Origin of the sequence: Variovorax sp. YR266 (genome assembly GCF_900107295.1) — a bacterium.
Taxonomy (GTDB): Bacteria; Pseudomonadota; Gammaproteobacteria; order Burkholderiales; family Burkholderiaceae_C; genus Variovorax.
Map to the genome: position 1 here is coordinate 177,109 of NZ_FNPM01000004.1, position 15,457 is coordinate 192,565.

Below are 15,457 nucleotides of genomic sequence, written 5' to 3' on the forward strand. Positions count from 1 at the left end.
TTACTTGCCGAAGCCGCGGGCCAGGAACACCGCCACCAGCGGAATCAGTGCGATCAGGTGCGCCTGCACCATCACCAGCTTGCGCGTTTTCTTGATGTCGGCCTCGGCCGGCAGCTTGCCGGTGGCGCGCAGCGTCTTGCGCCAGCGGAAGTAGGTGAGCGTCGGGAAGATCGAGAGCACGCCCACGATGATGAAGAGCCCCAGCTTCACGTGCAGCAGCGGGTTGGTCCAGTACCAGGCCGTGCCCTTCACGCCCCACCAGGTGCGCGCGATGCCCGTGGCGAGCACCGCGATGGCGGCAATGCCGTAGACCATGTCGACCTTGGCCAGCCGCTCGACCACTGCGGCGTTGAGCCACTGCACGCGGCATAGCGCCGCTTCGCTGGAAATGAAGACAACCATCGTGAGGATGGCAAGCAAGTGCAGGTACGCGAGGATGGCTTCGAGCGTCATCGATGGCTTTCTTCCGAGTGGGGTTGCAAATGCAAACAGATTGTGACGCCGCTGATGCGCCTCAGGCCCTTCCACCCCAGAATTCCGGGTTGCCGTATTGCTCCTTGAGGAAATCAAGCCACAGTCGCACCCGCAGCGGCAGGTGCTTGGCGCCCGCGAACACCGCGTAGATGCCGTTGGGCGGCGCGGCGAATTCGTCGAGCAGGGGCACGAGCAGGCCGGCATCGATCTCGGCTTCGACCTCCCAGGTGCTGCGCCAGGCAATGCCGTGGCCGGCCAGGCACCAGTCGTGCAGCACCTGCCCGTCGGAGCAATCGAGCGGGCCGCTGGGGCGCAGGTGGATCAGCTCCTGGGTGCCTTCCTCGTTGACGATGCGAAAGGCCCAGCCGCGCGTCTGCGAGGCATCGCTCGACAGCGTGAGGCAGGCAAAGCGCGAGAGCTCGCCCGGGTGCTTGGGCATGCCGTGGCGGCGCACGAACTCGGGCGTGGCAACGCAGCGGCGGCGGTTGTCGGCGAGCCGCACGCTCACGAGCGATGAATCGGGCAGGTCGCCCACGCGCACCGCGCAATCGAAGCTCTCGCCGGTGACGTCGACCACGCGGTCGCTGAGGTTCAGCGAGATCGTCACTTCCGGATGCAGCGCATGAAAGCGCGGCACCAGCGGCGCGACGTGGCGGCGGCCGAAGCCGGCCGGTGCCGTCACGCGCAGATGGCCGCTGGCCTTGATGCCGCCGGCGCTCACGCTGGCTTCTGCGTTGGCGAATTCCGTCAGCAGGCGCTGGCAGTCTTCGAGAAATGCGCTGCCCTCGTGCGTGAGCGTGATGCGCCGCGTGGTGCGCACCAACAGCTTGACGCCCAGGCGCTCTTCCAGCGCATCGAGCCGGCGCCCCATGATCGCGGGCGCCACGCCCTCCGCCTTGGCCGCGGCCGTGAGACCGCCGCGGGTCGCGACCGAGACGAAGGATTCGAGCTGCTTGAGGCGGTCCATGGGGCGGAAACTATATCGCCCGCCGGTTTGCTGGTTAGCTGGAGGGCGCCTATTCGGGCCGCACGCCCGCCTCGCGCACCGCCGCGCCCCAGCGCGCATGCTCCGACTTGACGTACTGCGCCGCCTGCTCCGGACTGCCGCCCACAGGCGTGCTGCCTTCGGCCAGCAGCTGCGAGATGGTCGCGGGCTTGGCCAGCGCCTTGTCGACGGCGGCATTGAGCTTTTTCACGATGTCGGCGGGCGTGCCGGCCGGTACGACGAGCGCCTTCCAGTCCACCGCCTCGAAGCCCTTGTAGCTCTCGCCCACGGTCGGCACCTCGGGCATCACCGGCAGGCGCTTGGCCGAGGTGACGGCCAGCGCGCGCAGCTTGCCGCCCTTCACCATGGCGAGAGCGCCCTGCGGCGTGGCGAACATGTAGTCGGTCTGGCCGCCGAGCAGGTCGGTGATGGCCGGCGCGGCGCCCTTGTACGGCACGTTGAGCACCTGGAAGCCAGCGCGCTTCGCGAGCACCTCGCCGGCCATGTGGCCCAGCGTGCCGGTGCCGGCAAGCGCCTGCTTGATCTCGCCGGGCTTGGCCTTGGCGGCCGCGACCAGATCGGCCAGCGACTTGTACGGCGCGTCCGCGCGCACCACCAGCACCACGGGCTGCGAGGCCACGACCGACACCGGCACCAGGTCCTTCAGCGCGTCGTAGGGCATCTTGGGGAACAGCGTCGGGTTGATCGCGAGGTTGGCGGTCTGGCCCAGGCCGATGGTGTAGCCGTCGGGTTTGGACTTGGCGACCACGTCCATGCCGATGTTGCCGTTGCCGCCCGCACGGTTGTCGACGATGAAGGTCCACTTGGTGTCGTCGACGAGCTTCTGCGCGATGAGGCGCGCCACGATGTCGGTGGCGCCGCCGGGCGTGTAGGGCACGACGAGACGCACGGGCTTGTCGGGCCAGGCCGTGTCGGCAAGAGCGGGAGCGGCGTTCAGGCATGCGGCGGCCGCGGCGCACGCCAGCAAGGCACGCCGTGTGATGAAAAACATGGGGTCAGTCTCCGAGGGTGATGTGTTGTGTTTCGAGCGCGGCGATTTCTTCGTCGCTGTAGCCCACTTCTTTCAGCAGCTCGCGGCTGTGCTCGCCGACGTGCGGCGGCTGCAGCCGGATGCCGGGCCGTTCGCCTCCCAGCGTGAACGGCATCAGCGGCACCTTGGCCGTGCTGCCGTCGTTCATGCGCACCGGCGCAAGGCCGCCGGTGGCGTTCAGGTGCGGGTCGTCGAACAGCTCCTGCGGCTTGGTGATGGGCGCGAAGGGCAGCTCGTTCTGCTCGAACACCGCGCTGAGCTCGGCCGCGCTGTGGTTCGCCAGGTGCGAGCGCAGGATGGGCATCATCCATTCGCGCGCCAGCACGCGGTCGTTGTTGGTCTTCAGGCGCGGGTCGGCCAGCATGTCCTCCAGGCCGAAGGCCTTGCAGAAGATGGCCCACTGCTTGTCGCTCACGGCCGCCAGGAAGATCTGCTCGCCGTCCTTCACGGTGAACACGTCGTACACAGCCCAGGCCGAGATGCGGCTGGGCATCGGGTCGGCCGCCTTGCCGGTGGCGGCGAACTGCATCATGTGCTGCGCGACCAGGAACACGTTGTTCTCGAACAGCGCGGACTGCACTTCGCAGCCCTTGCCGGTGAGGTCGCGCTGGCGCAGCGCGGCCATTGCGCCGATGGCGCCGAACATGCCGCCCATGATGTCGTTCACGCTGGTGCCCGCGCGCAGCGGGTCGCCCGAGCGGCCCGTCATGTAGGCGAGGCCGCCCATCATCTGCACCACTTCGTCGAGCGCGGTGCGGTGGTCGTACGGGCCGGGCAAGAAGCCCTTGTGGCTCACGTAGACGAGGCGCGGGTTGAGCTTGCTGAGCGTGTCGTAGTCGAGCCCAAGCTTCTTCATGGTGCCGGGCTTGAAGTTCTCGCTGACGACGTCGGCGGTGGCGACGAGGCGCAGCGCGGCCTCCACGCCCTCGGGCTTCTTCAGGTCGAGCGCGATGCTCTTCTTGTTGCGGTTGAAGGTCGGGAAGAAGCCCGAGCCCGAGCCGAGCAGGCGGCGCGTGTTGTCGCCCTCGATGGGCTCGACCTTGATGACCTCGGCGCCGAGGTCGGCCAGCAGCAGGCCGCAGGTCGGACCCATGACCATGTGGGTGAACTCGACGACGCGGACGCCGGCATAAGGAAGAGGATTGGCTTCAGACATGTTGTGCGGTGTGTTCCTGGACGAAGCCCTTGGGCAATCCGGCTTCCGGCGTCATGCCGTAGACCGGCTCGCCCGGCAGGCCGGCCATGAGCGGCGCGCGCGCCGCGATGAGTTTCTGGATGTCGATGCCGGTGCGCACGCCCATGGCCTCGAACATGAACACAAGGTCTTCGGTGACGGCATTGCCCGAGGCGCCCGGCGCATAAGGGCAGCCGCCGAGACCGCCGAGCGATGCGTCGAAGGTACGCACGCCCTCGTCCCAAGCCGCGAGGCAGTTGGCGATGCCAAGTCCGCGCGTGTTGTGCATGTGGGCCGCACCGGCGTGCCTGCCGATCTCCGCGCGCAGCCGCTTGAAGAGGCGGCGCACCTGCGCGGGGTTGGCGTAGCCCACAGTGTCGGACAGGCCCGATTCGTCGGCGCCGGCCTCGATGCATTGCGCGGCCAGGCGGATCACGTCGTCTTCGGGCACCAGGCCCTGCAGCGTGCAGCCGAAGGCGGTGGAGATGCCGGCTTCGAGCTTCACATGCGGCGCAATGGCGCGGCGCAGATCGGAAATGGCGCGCACCTCCTCGACCATTTCGGTCGGTGTCTTGCGCACGTTGGCCAGCGAGTGCGCCACGCTGGCCGACACCGGCATCGTGAGCTTGTGCACGCCGGCCTCGAGCGCGGCCTGCGCGCCCTTGCGATTGGGCACCAGTGCCATCACGGTGAGGCCGGGCAGCGTGACGGCGTGGCGCACCACCTCGGCGGCGTCGGCCATCTGCGGCAGCAGCTTCGCGGGCACGAAGGACGCGACCTCGATCTCGCGGATGCCGGCGGCGTAGAGCGCGTCGATCCAGCGCAGCTTGTCGGCCGTGGGCATCGTGGCCTTGACCGACTGAAGGCCGTCGCGCGGGCCGACCTCGCTGATGAGGACGTCGGTGGGTGTCATCGGACTTGTCTCCTTCGATGGAATCGTGGAATCGCTTGACTTTTCTATCTTACAGAATTATATTCCGTTAAACAGAATTAGACCGTCGATCCACCCGACTGTCAAGCCGACCCATTCCCTCCCTCCTCCTCATGCCCCGCAAAGCCCAGACCGAATCCGTGTCCGACCTCAATGCCGCCCCCGGCGGCGCGGCGGCGGTCGACCGCGCGCTGAGCCTGCTCTCGGCCTTTCAGGCGGGCGACGAGGCGCTGTCGCTCGCGCAGTTCGCCGAGCGCACGCAGCTCTACAAGAGCACCGTGCTGCGACTGCTGGCCTCGCTCGAACATGCGCGGCTCATCCGCCGGCAGGACGACGGGCGCTATGCGCTGGGCATGGAGATCGCGCGGCTGCACGGGCTGTACGCGGCGTCGCAGTCGCTCGACCGCATCGTCCTGCCGGTGCTGCGCTCGCTCGCTGCAACAACGGGCGAAAGCGCGGCGTACCACGTGCGACAGGACCAGGGCGACAGCTGGGTGCGCCTGTGCCAGTTCCGGGTCGATTCATCGCACGTGGTGCGAGACCACGTGCGCGTTGGCGACCTGCTGCCCAACGACCGGGGCGCGGGTGCGCGCGTGCTGATCGCCTTCGGCCCGGAGGCCGAACAGCCGCGTGGCGCGAAAGAACGCAAGCTGTACGACAGCATTCGCGCGCAGGGCTACTGCGCGCTGGTGGGCGACCGCACGGCCGAGCTGGCGGGCATCTCGGCGCCGGTGTTCCATGCGGACGGCAGCCTTGCCGCGGCCGTCACGCTGACGATGCCCACGCACCGCTACGACGAGCGCTACATCGAGCCAGTGCAGGCTGCAGCGCGGGAGCTCGGCGGACAGGTCTGAGCGGGCGGCGAATCAGGACTCGGCCTTGAAGCCCGAGTTCTTGATCGGCATTTCCCAGCGCTTCAAGTGCGCTGCCTGGATGGCTGCCAACTCGGCCGGCCCGGCATGCGCAGGCACCAGCCCCAGCGAATAGATCTTCTCCTGCACGTCTGGCATGCGCAGCGCATCGGCCACGGCCTTGTCGATCCGTGCGACCACTTCGGGCGACATCCCCGGCGGGCCATAGAGGCCGAAGAACGCATCGGCCGTCACGTTGATGCCCGACTCCTTCAGCGTCGGCACGTCGGGCAGCGCGCGGCTGCGCTGCTCGCCCGTCACCGCGAGGATGCGGACCTTGCCGGCGCGGTGGTGCTCGATGGTTTCCGAGGCCGTGTCGACCATCAGCGGCACCTGGCCGCCGATCAGGTCTTGTGCAGCCGGCGCGCCACCGCGGTAGGCCACGTGCGTCATCGGCACGCCAGCCGCCTGGGCGATCAGTTGTCCGGCAAAGTGCGGCACCGTGCCCGCGCCCGAGGTGGCGTAGTTGGCCTTGGCCGGGTTGGCCTTCATCCACGCCAGCACCGTCTTCAGGTCGCCGGCGGGCGCGCCGGGCCCGGCCGTCACCGCGAAGTCGAAGGTGCTGCCGAGCGCGATCGGCGTGAAGTCCTTCGCCGGGTCGTAGCCGAGGTTCGAGTAGAGCCACGGATGGATCACCATCGCGCCGCTCGGCGAGAACACCAGCGTGGTGCCGTCCGGTGCCGCGCGCCTGAGTTCGCCCAGCGCGAGCCGGCCGGCCGCACCGGGCTTGTTGTCGATGATGACGTTCTGCCCGAGCGACACGCGCATCTTCTCGGCGAGCACCCGCGCCACCACGTCCGCCGAGCCGCCCGGCGGAAAGCCGACCAGGATCCGCACCGTGCGGTCTTGCTGCGCGAACACCAGCGGCGCAGCGGCCGCGACGGCAAAGGCGGCAGCGGACTGCGCTGCGAACTGACGGCGTTTCATGGTCTTGTCTCCTCGGGGCGTTGTTGAAAAAGGAGTGCCGCCCTGCTCAGCGCAGCGCGGCCAGCACCGCGCGGTTCTGCTCGGGCAGGCCGATGCTGATGCGCAGCCACTGCGGCAGGCCGTAGTTGCCGAGCAGCGAAACCTCGATGCCGGCCGCCAGCAGGCGCGTATGCACGGCCTGCGCGTCGCCGACCTGCACCATCAGGAAATTGCCCGACGAGGGAACGTACTCGAGGCCCAGTTCCTTGAAGCCCGCAGCGAGCTGGTCGCGCCCGGCCGTGTTGAGCTCATAAGTGCGCGCGAGGAAGTCCGCATCGCCCAGCGCGGCCACCGCCGCGGCCTGCGCCGGTGTCGTCACGTTGAAGCGCGGGCGGTGCGCGTTCATGCGCGCCGTGAGCGCCGGCTGCGACACGCCGTATCCGATGCGCAGCCCGGCCAGGCCGAAGGCCTTGGAGAAAGTGCGCGCCACGACCAGGTTGGGCAGGCGTCGCACCCACTCGATGCTGTCGTAGCGCTGCGCAGGCGACAGGTACTCGGTGTAGGCCTCGTCGAGCAGCACCGTCACGTGCGCGGGCACCGATTGCAGAAAGGCCAGCAGCGGCGCAGCATCGATGAAAGTGCCGGTCGGGTTGTTCGGGTTGGCCACGAACACCAGCTTCGTGTCGTCGCCGATGGCAGCGCGCATGGCGCCCAGGTCGTGGCCGAAGTTGAGCGAGGGCACGACAGTTGCGTGCGCATGGGCCTGCGCCGTGGCCTGCGCGTAGACGACGAAGCCGTACTGCGAATAGACGACGCCCTCGCCGGGCTTCAGGCTGACCTGCGCCGCGAGATGGAGGATTTCGCTCGATCCGCTGCCCAGCGTGAGCCAGTCGGCCGGCACGTCGAGCCGCGCGGCCAGCGCGTTCTTCAGCGCGGTGCCGTTGCTGTCGGGGTAGTTGCCAGCGCCTACGAGCGCGGCGGCGGCCGCGCGGCGGGCCGATTCGGGCATGCCGAGGGGGTTTTCGTTGGAGGCCAGGAGGATCATGGAAACGGGTCGGGATTTATTTAAGAAGTTAAATATATCCCTCGCCTGCGGCGTTCTTATCAGTGCCTACCCTTTGCGCCCCAGGCCGCTCGCCAGCGATTACCTTCATTTTTGTCACGGATAAATCCCGCTTCCGGCTCTTACTCGCCAGCAAAGTATCGAATAAAGTTCGACCCAGGATTGCATTTTTCTCAAGGAGAAACCCCCATGACCGCCCGCACCACCGCCCACGGACTCCAGGTCGCGACCGAGCTCCACCGCTTCATCGAAGACAAGGTCCTGCCCGCCAGCGGCGTGGCCAGCGACGTCTTCTGGAAGGGCTTCGACGCCATCGTCAGCGACCTCGCGCCGAAGAACATCGCCCTGCTCGCCGAGCGTGACCGACTGCAGAGCGAACTCGACGCCTGGCACAAGAAGAACCCCGGCCCGATCGCCGACATGCCGGCGTATCGCGCCTTCCTCGAGAAGATCGGCTACCTGCTGCCGCAGCCCAAGGGCACGAAGGCCACCACGGCCAACGTCGACTCCGAACTCGCGCTGCAGGCCGGCCCGCAGCTGGTGGTGCCCATCCTGAACGCGCGCTACGCGCTCAACGCCGCCAACGCACGCTGGGGCTCGCTGTACGACGCGCTCTACGGCACCGATGCCATCTCCGAAGCCGGCGGCGCCGAAAAGGGCAAGGGCTACAACCCCGTGCGCGGCGCCAAGGTCATCGAGTTCGCGCGCAACGTGCTCGACCAGGCCGCGCCGCTGGAAAACGGCTCGCACAAGATGGCCACCGGCTACAGCGTGAAGGACGGCAAGCTCGTCGTCACACTGCAAAGCAGCAGCACCGGCCTGGCCGATGCGTCGCAGTTCATCGGCTACCAGGGCGATGCCGCCGCGCCGTCGTCGGTGCTGCTGAAGCACAACGGCATTCACCTCGACATTCGCATCGACCGCAGCACGCCCATCGGCAAGAGCGACGCGGCCGGCGTGAGCGACCTGGTGCTCGAAGCGGCGCTCTCGACCATCCTCGACCTCGAAGACTCGGTGGCCGTGGTCGATGCGGCCGACAAGGTGGTCGCGTATTCGAATTGGCTCGGCATCGTCGAAGGCACGCTGACGGAAGAAGTCGCCAAGGGCGGCAAGACCTTCACGCGCGGCCTGAACCCCGACCGCGAATACACGGGCGCCGACGGCAAGCCCGTCAAGCTGCACGGCCGCTCGCTGATGTTCCTGCGCAATGTGGGCCACCTGATGACCAACCCCGCCGTGCTGTATGCCGGCGGCAAGGAAATCCCCGAAGGCATCCTCGATGCCGTGGTGACCACCACCATCGCCACCATCGACCTGAAGCGCAAGGGCAACTCGCGCACCGGCAGCATCTACATCGTCAAGCCGAAGATGCACGGTCCGGCCGAAGTGGCCTTCGCGAGCGAGCTGTTCGGCCGCGTCGAGCAGCTGCTCGGCCTGCCCGCCAACACCGTGAAGCTCGGCATCATGGACGAGGAGCGCCGCACCAGCGTGAACCTGAAGGCCTGCATCGCCGAGGCCGCCGCGCGCGTGGCCTTCATCAACACCGGCTTCCTCGACCGCACCGGCGACGAAATGCACACCGCCATGCAGGGCGGCCCGATGATCCGCAAGGGCGACATGAAGTCCAGCGCGTGGATCGGCGCCTACGAAAAGAACAACGTGCTGGTCGGTCTCTCGTGCGGCCTGCGCGGCAAGGCGCAGATCGGCAAGGGCATGTGGGCCATGCCCGACCTGATGGCCGCCATGCTCGAACAGAAGATCGGCCACCCAAAGGCCGGCGCCAACACCGCCTGGGTGCCCTCGCCCACCGCCGCCACGCTCCATGCGCTGCACTACCACCAGGTCAGCGTGACCGCGGTGCAGCAGGAGCTGGAAAAGATCGACGCCGACGGCGAGCGCGACAACATCCTCAACGCGCTGCTGCAGGTGCCGATCGCGGCCGACGCCAAGTGGACTGCCGAAGAGCGCCAGCAGGAAATCGACAACAACGTGCAGGGCATCCTCGGCTACGTGGTGCGCTGGATCGACCAGGGCGTGGGCTGCTCCAAGGTGCCCGACATCCACAACGTCGGCCTGATGGAAGACCGCGCGACGCTGCGCATCTCCAGCCAGCACATCGCCAACTGGCTGCTGCACGGCGTGGTGACCAAGGCGCAGGTCGACGAGACCTTCCAGCGCATGGCCAAGGTGGTCGACGAGCAGAACGCGGGCGACCCGCTGTACCAGCCGATGGCCGGCAACTTCACGACCTCGTCGGCCTACAAGGCGGCGCAGGACCTGGTGTTCAAGGGCATCGAGCAGCCGAGCGGGTATACCGAGCCGCTGCTGCATGCGTGGCGCTTGAAGGTGAAGGGCGAAGCCTGATCCACCCAGGCCCTGCACCCTGCCGGGCTTGAAGCATGAAAAGAACGGCGCCCTCGGGCGCCGTTCTGCATGAGGGGCGGCGTGCCATTAGCATTCGTCGCTCTCCCTCCTTCCCGATCCTTCCCTTTCGATGAACACGAACGCGGTATCGCCGCCCCCGCCGCGCTGGTCGACTTCGGCGGCTGCCATGCTCGTGGCACTGGCCTCGGCTTTCGCACTGAGCCAGGCCTTCCGTACGGTCGGCGCCATGATGGCCACGCCCCTCAGTGGCTACTTCGGCCTGACGCCCCAGCAACTCGGCATGTGGGCGGGCACCTTCCACTTCGCCTTCGGGATCATGCAGCTCGCGATGGGCGTGTCGATCGACATCTTCGGCGTGCGCCGCACGGTGCTGACAGCCTTTCCCCTGGCCGTCGCTGGCGCAGCGCTGTGCGCGGTGGCGCCGAACTTCCACGCACTGCTGCTCGGGCAGGCGCTGATCGGCGTCGGTTGCGCGCCGGCGTTCCTGGCCTGCACGGTGTTCATCGCGCGGCATTTCGATGCCTCGCGCTTCACCGCGATGTCGGGGCTGGTGATGAGCATGGCCGGCATGGGCATCCTGTTCACCGGCACGCCGCTGGCCTTGCTGATCGAGGCTGCGTCCTGGCGCGCCGGCTACGCGGTGCTGGCCGCATTCGCGGTACTCTCGTGGCTGGTCATCTTCTGGCGCGTGCGCGAGCCAGCTGCACTCGCGAACCCGCAGCCCGTGCCAGCCGAGCGCCAGTCGCTGCGCAAGGCCGTGCGCGAACTGGTGCCTCTGTTCGCGATGCCCCATACGTTGGGGCTGGTGTGCTTCGCCTGCGTGTCGTACGCGGCATTCATCACGCTGCGAGGCCTGTGGCTCGGCCCGGTGCTGCACGACCGCCACGGCCTCTCGCTGGTGGCCAGCGGCAACGTCGCACTGGTGATGACCGTCGCCGGCATGATCAGCCCGATGCTGTTCGGCCGCATGGACCCGGGCGGCGCGCGGCGCACGCGCTGGATGATGGGATGCGCGTTCGCCGGTGCGCTGATGTTCGGCGCGATGGCGCTCACGCATTCGCGCATGGTGGACATCGGCCTGCCGATCGTCTATGGCCTGCTGTCCGGCTACAGCGTGCTGCAGTACGCGTACACCAAGAACGCTTACCCGGCGGCCATGACGGGGCGCGCGATGGCGCTGATGAACATGGCCATGTTCCTCGGCGTCTCGCTGATGCAGTGGACGACCGGCGTGGCCGCATCGTGGGCTGTGGCGCATGAGGTCGAGCCGTACCGCGCGGTGTTCCTCACGGTGGCGGGCATGCTGGCCGCGGGCACGATTGCGTTCCTCGTGCTGCCGCGGGCGCCGGCGCGAGCTGGCTAGCGCTTGATCGCCAGCATCAGCACGCGGCCGGCGATCAGCCAAAACGCTTTCGCACCTCCCATTGGCTGAGTCTGCGCATGGCGGAGGCGTACACATGATCGCGCCCATACATCTCCCGATGATCGGCTGAGCCGAAGGCCGGCTTTTCGCAACCGCCGCGCCGCGTGACCGGGCAGCGGCGCAACACGTCGTAGTACGTCACATCGAGCATCGTCCGCCGCAACTCGGGCAGCGGCGCGAGCGTGACCTCGAACCAGCAGCCATCGATGCGGTGCCATTGCGTGACCTCGTCGATCACATGAAAGACAGGCGCCCTGCCGGCCGGCGGCCTGCTCCACGCGGCGCGATAAGCCAGCTTCTGCGCCTTGCGCGCTTCATGCAAGCGCCGGTTGGGCAGCAGGATGCCGGTGACCGGATGCACGAAGAGTTCCACATGTGCCGCTTTACTCAGTAGCGTGCGAAGGCGGCTCCGCCACCGCTCGGCAGGCACCCACACCTGGCCGTCGCGCAGTTCGGCCCTGCGCTCCACGAAGCCGTCGATGTGCTCGAAGATGTGCGCCTGCACCGTGCTGCGGCGGTCAATGCCGCTACAGAGTTCGGCGTACACCTTGTCCCACGGCCGGTGTATCTGCTTGTGCAACCAGCGCTTGAGCGGCGCGAGGTTTTCGCTGAGCCACTTCGGGTGGGCATGGCCGCGCTTCATGCCCAGGTGCGAACCACGGTCCTTGCTGTTGCGCCACTTGCGCCCATCTCCCTGCACGCGCCAGCCGCCTCGCGGCCGCTCGACGATGACCTTGTCCATGTCTTCACGCATCGTCGCCCCTCCCGCCCAGGCTGCGCGCAGCCTTCTGCAGCGCCACCTTCTGCGCACGCCGCTCCGCGCGGTGCGTACGCAGGTGACGTCCCGCGCCTTGGCTCGATTCGCCGCGCGCCATCGCGGCCACCACTGGATTGCGAGGTGCCGCAGTCGGCACCGAAAAATAGAACCGGCCCAGACGCTTGTCGTCGTCGCGGGCCTTTCGTTGAGCACTCATGTGCACACACTCCAAAAAACAAAAAAGCCCCGGCGAATGGCTGCGCGGGGCCTTTGTCGATGGGCCTCGGCGGATGCGTGGATGCACGTCCGGCCGGGGCGGTCGGTGTGCGGGTCAGGTGTTCAGGAAACGGTTCATTGAATTGGTTTGTCGCCCGGGAGGTTGGTCGTCGCCAGGCGCGGTGAAAAGAAACTGTTGCTGAAAAACGAAGGGCGGATTCTGTCGAGCGCGCTCGTGATGCGCAAGCGCCGCACGCGCGGTTGTGGCGCAAAGCCGACGCGTGAATCCAGTTGCGCGGCCGCGCCGTATTCGACTCAAGCGCATCGCGCCTCCGAGCTGCCGGCGGTTTCCGCAGAGAACTTCAAGAACCATTCTTTTCAGGAGCCTTCAATGAAAAAACTCATGATTGCAGTCGGCGTTTCGGTCCTGCTCGGCGCTTGCGCGGGCGGCATGGGCGGCAGCAGCGGCGGCATGTCGTCGACGAACCCGATGGTCGGCGGCGCCGCGATGTACCCGACGAAGGACATCGTCGACAACGCCGTGAATTCGAAGGACCACACAACGCTGGTGGCCGCAGTGAAGGCCGCGGACCTGGTCGGCACGCTGAAGAGCCCCGGCCCGTTCACCGTGTTCGCACCGACCAACGCGGCCTTCTCCGCGCTGCCGGCCGGCACTGTCGACACGCTGCTCAAGCCCGAGAACAAGCCCACGCTGACCAAGGTGCTGACCTACCACGTGGTGCCCGGCAGGATGGACGGCCCGGCGCTCATGAGCGCCATCAACGCAGGCGGCGGCAAGGCCACGCTGAAGACCGCGAGCGGCGGCACGCTGACCGCGACGATGAGCGGCAGCAACGTGATGGTGACCGACGCCAAGGGCGGCACGGCGATGGTGACGATCGCCAACGTCTACCAGTCGAACGGCGTGATCCACGTCGTCAACAAGGTGCTGCTGCCGGGTTGATCGTCGGTCAGCTTCGCTGCGCGGCCTCGGCTTCGTCGCGCAGCCACTGCGCGAAGTCCTGCGCGTCGCGGTTACCCGCGGCGCGCCTCGACATCTCGATGAAATAGCCGCGGTGCGATGCGGCGCCTTCGCCGAGCGGCGCCACGAGCCGGCCATCGCGCACCAGTTCGCTCAGCAACGGCAGCCGGCCGATCACCACGCCCTGCCCCGCCACCGCGGCGCCCACGGCATCGGCGTACTGCGTGAAGCGCAGCGTGCTCTTCATGCGCAGGTCTTCCAGCCCCATCACCTTGAGCCAAGGCTCCCAGTCGGCGGTCGGGGCTTCGCTGTGGTCGGGGTATTCCACGGTCAGCAGCGTGAGCTTCGAAAAGTCCGAGAGCTGGCGCAGCGATGCGGCAAGCTGCGGCGAACACAGCGGGATGACGGACTCCTCGAACAGCGCCGGTCCGATGCCGCGGCCGATGGGCGCGAAGCGCACGGCCAGGTCGATGCGGCTGCTTTCCAGGTCGAGCACGTCGAGCGTGGCCGACACGCGCACGTCGACCTGCGGATGGCTGCCGGTGAAGCGAGCCAGTTTGGGAATGAGCCAGATCGATGCAAAACCCGGCGTGGTGGTGATCGCCACCTGGCGCGGCGCCGAACTCGCACGCACGCGCGCCGTGGCGTCGCGCAGCCGCTCCAGGCTGTCGGTAACGGCTCGCTGCAGCACGCCGCCGGCCTCGGTGAGCGCCAACGCGCGGTGGCGGCGCTCGAACAGCAGCACGCCGAGGCTGGCTTCGAGCTGCTGGATCTGCCGGCTGACGGCCGATTGCGTCAGGTGCAGTTCGCCAGCCGCCAGCGTGAAGCTCAGTCGGCGCGCGGCCGCCTCGAAACTGCGCAGAAGTTCGAGCGGCGGCAGCTCGCCGCTCATGGCGCCTGGGGTTTTCGCATTCTCTGGATGCATGCAACGAGTTCCGAATGACCGTGTGCAAAGGGGAGGTCGGCTCACTATATTCATTCGTATCACGAATGCAATGGAGCTTGCCATGAGCACCTCTTCTTCCAACACCTCCCGCTTCCACGTCAACCTGCCGAAACGTTCCGTCTTCACCGTGCCCGACGGCGCGGGCGTGGGCATCGAGTGCCGCAGCGGCTCGGTGTGGGTCACGCTCGACCGCGATACGCGCGACATCGTGCTGGAGCCCGGCGACCGCTTCGAGAGCACCGACCACCGGCGCGTGCTGGTGTCGGCGCTGGAGCCGTCGTGCATCACGGTGTCTGACGCACAGCCGGCCGCGATGCCGCTGCCCGCACGTTCGCGCGCATGGTCGCCTTGGCGACTTCTGCCCCACGGGTTGTCCCCGGCTTGACCGGGCACCATGGGCGCCGAACCATCGATGCCCATGAGCTCCGACGCACCGACACAACCCTTCATCCTCCAGGAACAGGCCGACGGCATCGCAACGCTGACGCTGAACCTGCCCGCCAAGCTCAACCCGATCGCGCACGGCCTGCAGGTCGAACTGCGTGATGCGCTGGAACGCATACGCGACGACCGCTCGGTGCGCGCCGTGATCCTCACGGGCGCCGGCAAGGCCTTCTGCGTGGGCGCCGACCTGAGCGCGATGGCGCCGGGCGACAAAGACAAGTCACTGGGCACACAGACTGCCGAGTGGATGCAGGAACTCAGCAACCCGCTGATCGAAACGCTGCGCAGCTTGCCGGTGCCGGTAGTTGCCGCAGTCAATGGCCCTGCGGCCGGTGCCGGCGTGGGCCTGGCGCTGGCAGCCGACGTGACCATCGCGGCACGCAGCGCCTACTTCTACCTGCCCTTTTTGCCGAAGCTCGGCATCGTGCCCGACCTCGGCTGCACGTGGGCCATTCCGCGCCGCGCCGGCCGGGCACGTGCAATGGGCATGGCCCTGCTCGACGAGCGCGTGGGCGCGGGGCGTGCCGTGCAGTGGGGGCTGATCTGGGCCTGCGTGGACGACGAGCAGTTGCTGGAAGAAGCCAAGGGCATCGCGCAGCGCCTCGCCCGCCTGCCGGCGCATGCCGTGCTCGAAGCGCGCGAAGCCTTCGAGGCCTCCGAGCACCACACGCTGAAGGAGCAGCTGCACTACGAGAGCGAGCGCCAGCGCGAGCTGATCGACCGCCCCAGCTTCCGCGAAGGCGTGAGTGCTTTCCTGCAGAAGCGGCCGCCCGTCTTCGAGAGCCGCTGACATCCTGACACGCCGGCAC

At 67.8% G+C, this 15,457-nt stretch carries 16 protein-coding genes; 6 read left to right on the top strand and 10 right to left on the bottom strand.

Annotated features, from left to right (window positions below):
* From BLW48_RS12740 to BLW48_RS12760, 5 genes are all read right to left on the bottom strand, one after another.
* A complete protein-coding gene (locus BLW48_RS12740; protein ID WP_093054094.1) occupies positions 1-453 on the bottom strand; it encodes a DUF2214 family protein in 453 nt (150 codons plus the stop codon).
* 61 nt (positions 454-514) lie between these two features.
* Positions 515-1,441, bottom strand: a complete 927-nt coding sequence (locus BLW48_RS12745) for a LysR family transcriptional regulator (protein WP_093054092.1) — start codon at positions 1,439-1,441, stop codon at positions 515-517.
* 49 nt (positions 1,442-1,490) lie between these two features.
* Entirely contained in the window at positions 1,491-2,471 is a 981-nt protein-coding gene (locus BLW48_RS12750; RefSeq protein WP_093175174.1) for a Bug family tripartite tricarboxylate transporter substrate binding protein, read from the bottom strand.
* A gap of 4 nt (positions 2,472-2,475) precedes the next feature.
* On the bottom strand, positions 2,476-3,666 hold the full coding sequence (locus BLW48_RS12755; protein WP_093054088.1) for a CaiB/BaiF CoA transferase family protein: 1,191 nt from the start codon (positions 3,664-3,666) through the stop codon (positions 2,476-2,478).
* Positions 3,659-4,597, bottom strand: coding sequence for a hydroxymethylglutaryl-CoA lyase (locus BLW48_RS12760; RefSeq protein ID WP_093175176.1), 939 nt, complete (start codon positions 4,595-4,597; stop codon positions 3,659-3,661). The genes BLW48_RS12755 and BLW48_RS12760 overlap by 8 nt, the downstream gene beginning before the upstream one ends.
* Positions 4,598-4,728: 131 nt before the next feature.
* Between BLW48_RS12760 and BLW48_RS12765 the strand changes: the two genes are divergently transcribed.
* A complete protein-coding gene (locus tag BLW48_RS12765) occupies positions 4,729-5,469 on the top strand; it encodes an IclR family transcriptional regulator (RefSeq protein ID WP_093175179.1) in 741 nt (246 codons plus the stop codon).
* A gap of 12 nt (positions 5,470-5,481) precedes the next feature.
* On the opposite strand, the gene BLW48_RS12770 is transcribed toward BLW48_RS12765, so the two are convergent.
* Positions 5,482-6,453 (bottom strand): Bug family tripartite tricarboxylate transporter substrate binding protein, encoded by a 972-nt coding sequence (locus BLW48_RS12770; protein WP_093175181.1) that lies wholly within the window; start codon positions 6,451-6,453, stop codon positions 5,482-5,484.
* 46 nt (positions 6,454-6,499) lie between these two features.
* Positions 6,500-7,477 (bottom strand): histidinol-phosphate transaminase, encoded by a 978-nt coding sequence (gene hisC / locus BLW48_RS12775; protein ID WP_093175184.1) that lies wholly within the window; start codon positions 7,475-7,477, stop codon positions 6,500-6,502.
* 207 nt (positions 7,478-7,684) lie between these two features.
* Here hisC and BLW48_RS12780 point away from each other — a divergent pair, with 207 nt between their 5' ends.
* Together BLW48_RS12780 and BLW48_RS12785 are read left to right on the top strand one after the other, a co-directional pair.
* Positions 7,685-9,859 carry a malate synthase G gene (locus tag BLW48_RS12780; protein ID WP_093175187.1) on the top strand — a complete coding sequence of 725 codons (2,175 nt, stop codon included), beginning with the start codon at positions 7,685-7,687 and terminating at the stop codon, positions 9,857-9,859.
* A 130-nt stretch (positions 9,860-9,989) separates the two neighbouring features.
* Positions 9,990-11,243: an MFS transporter gene (locus BLW48_RS12785; RefSeq protein WP_093175189.1), complete on the top strand. Its 1,254-nt coding sequence runs from the start codon at positions 9,990-9,992 to the stop codon at positions 11,241-11,243.
* A 34-nt stretch (positions 11,244-11,277) separates the two neighbouring features.
* Here the strand turns inward: BLW48_RS12785 and BLW48_RS12790 are convergent, their stop codons facing one another.
* Entirely contained in the window at positions 11,278-12,057 is a 780-nt protein-coding gene (locus BLW48_RS12790) for a hypothetical protein (protein WP_093175192.1), read from the bottom strand.
* Positions 12,050-12,277, bottom strand: coding sequence for a hypothetical protein (locus BLW48_RS12795; protein ID WP_093076983.1), 228 nt, complete (start codon positions 12,275-12,277; stop codon positions 12,050-12,052). The genes BLW48_RS12790 and BLW48_RS12795 overlap by 8 nt, the downstream gene beginning before the upstream one ends.
* A 390-nt stretch (positions 12,278-12,667) precedes the next feature.
* Here BLW48_RS12795 and BLW48_RS12800 point away from each other — a divergent pair, with 390 nt between their 5' ends.
* Positions 12,668-13,240, top strand: a complete 573-nt coding sequence (locus tag BLW48_RS12800) for a fasciclin domain-containing protein (RefSeq protein ID WP_093054272.1) — start codon at positions 12,668-12,670, stop codon at positions 13,238-13,240.
* Between the two features lie 7 nt (positions 13,241-13,247).
* Here the strand turns inward: BLW48_RS12800 and BLW48_RS12805 are convergent, their stop codons facing one another.
* Positions 13,248-14,183 carry a LysR substrate-binding domain-containing protein gene (locus tag BLW48_RS12805; RefSeq protein WP_093175194.1) on the bottom strand — a complete coding sequence of 312 codons (936 nt, stop codon included), beginning with the start codon at positions 14,181-14,183 and terminating at the stop codon, positions 13,248-13,250.
* Between the two features lie 82 nt (positions 14,184-14,265).
* Between BLW48_RS12805 and BLW48_RS12810 the strand changes: the two genes are divergently transcribed.
* The gene (locus BLW48_RS12810; protein WP_093054270.1) at positions 14,266-14,589 is read left to right on the top strand and encodes a DUF2917 domain-containing protein; all 324 of its coding nucleotides are present in this window, start codon (positions 14,266-14,268) and stop codon (positions 14,587-14,589) included.
* A gap of 33 nt (positions 14,590-14,622) precedes the next feature.
* Positions 14,623-15,438: an enoyl-CoA hydratase-related protein gene (locus tag BLW48_RS12815; protein ID WP_093175656.1), complete on the top strand. Its 816-nt coding sequence runs from the start codon at positions 14,623-14,625 to the stop codon at positions 15,436-15,438.
* Positions 15,439-15,457 lie beyond the last annotated feature (19 nt).

Excerpts from the sequence above, each read along its gene's own strand:
- BLW48_RS12760 (WP_093175176.1), bottom strand. The coding sequence starts at position 4,597 with ATGACACCCACCGACGTCCTCATCAGCGAGGTCGGCCCGCGCGACGGC.
- BLW48_RS12815 (WP_093175656.1), top strand. The coding sequence starts at position 14,623 with ATGAGCTCCGACGCACCGACACAACCCTTCATCCTCCAGGAACAGGCC.
- BLW48_RS12755 (WP_093054088.1), bottom strand. The coding sequence starts at position 3,666 with ATGTCTGAAGCCAATCCTCTTCCTTATGCCGGCGTCCGCGTCGTCGAG.
- BLW48_RS12810 (WP_093054270.1), top strand. The coding sequence starts at position 14,266 with ATGAGCACCTCTTCTTCCAACACCTCCCGCTTCCACGTCAACCTGCCG.
- BLW48_RS12795 (WP_093076983.1), bottom strand. The coding sequence starts at position 12,277 with ATGAGTGCTCAACGAAAGGCCCGCGACGACGACAAGCGTCTGGGCCGG.
- BLW48_RS12800 (WP_093054272.1), top strand. The coding sequence starts at position 12,668 with ATGAAAAAACTCATGATTGCAGTCGGCGTTTCGGTCCTGCTCGGCGCT.
- hisC (WP_093175184.1), bottom strand. The coding sequence starts at position 7,477 with ATGATCCTCCTGGCCTCCAACGAAAACCCCCTCGGCATGCCCGAATCG.
- BLW48_RS12765 (WP_093175179.1), top strand. The coding sequence starts at position 4,729 with ATGCCCCGCAAAGCCCAGACCGAATCCGTGTCCGACCTCAATGCCGCC.
- BLW48_RS12750 (WP_093175174.1), bottom strand. The coding sequence starts at position 2,471 with ATGTTTTTCATCACACGGCGTGCCTTGCTGGCGTGCGCCGCGGCCGCC.
- BLW48_RS12780 (WP_093175187.1), top strand. The coding sequence starts at position 7,685 with ATGACCGCCCGCACCACCGCCCACGGACTCCAGGTCGCGACCGAGCTC.
- BLW48_RS12790 (WP_093175192.1), bottom strand. The coding sequence starts at position 12,057 with ATGCGTGAAGACATGGACAAGGTCATCGTCGAGCGGCCGCGAGGCGGC.
- BLW48_RS12770 (WP_093175181.1), bottom strand. The coding sequence starts at position 6,453 with ATGAAACGCCGTCAGTTCGCAGCGCAGTCCGCTGCCGCCTTTGCCGTC.
- BLW48_RS12740 (WP_093054094.1), bottom strand. The coding sequence starts at position 453 with ATGACGCTCGAAGCCATCCTCGCGTACCTGCACTTGCTTGCCATCCTC.
- BLW48_RS12785 (WP_093175189.1), top strand. The coding sequence starts at position 9,990 with ATGAACACGAACGCGGTATCGCCGCCCCCGCCGCGCTGGTCGACTTCG.
- BLW48_RS12745 (WP_093054092.1), bottom strand. The coding sequence starts at position 1,441 with ATGGACCGCCTCAAGCAGCTCGAATCCTTCGTCTCGGTCGCGACCCGC.
- BLW48_RS12805 (WP_093175194.1), bottom strand. The coding sequence starts at position 14,183 with ATGCATCCAGAGAATGCGAAAACCCCAGGCGCCATGAGCGGCGAGCTG.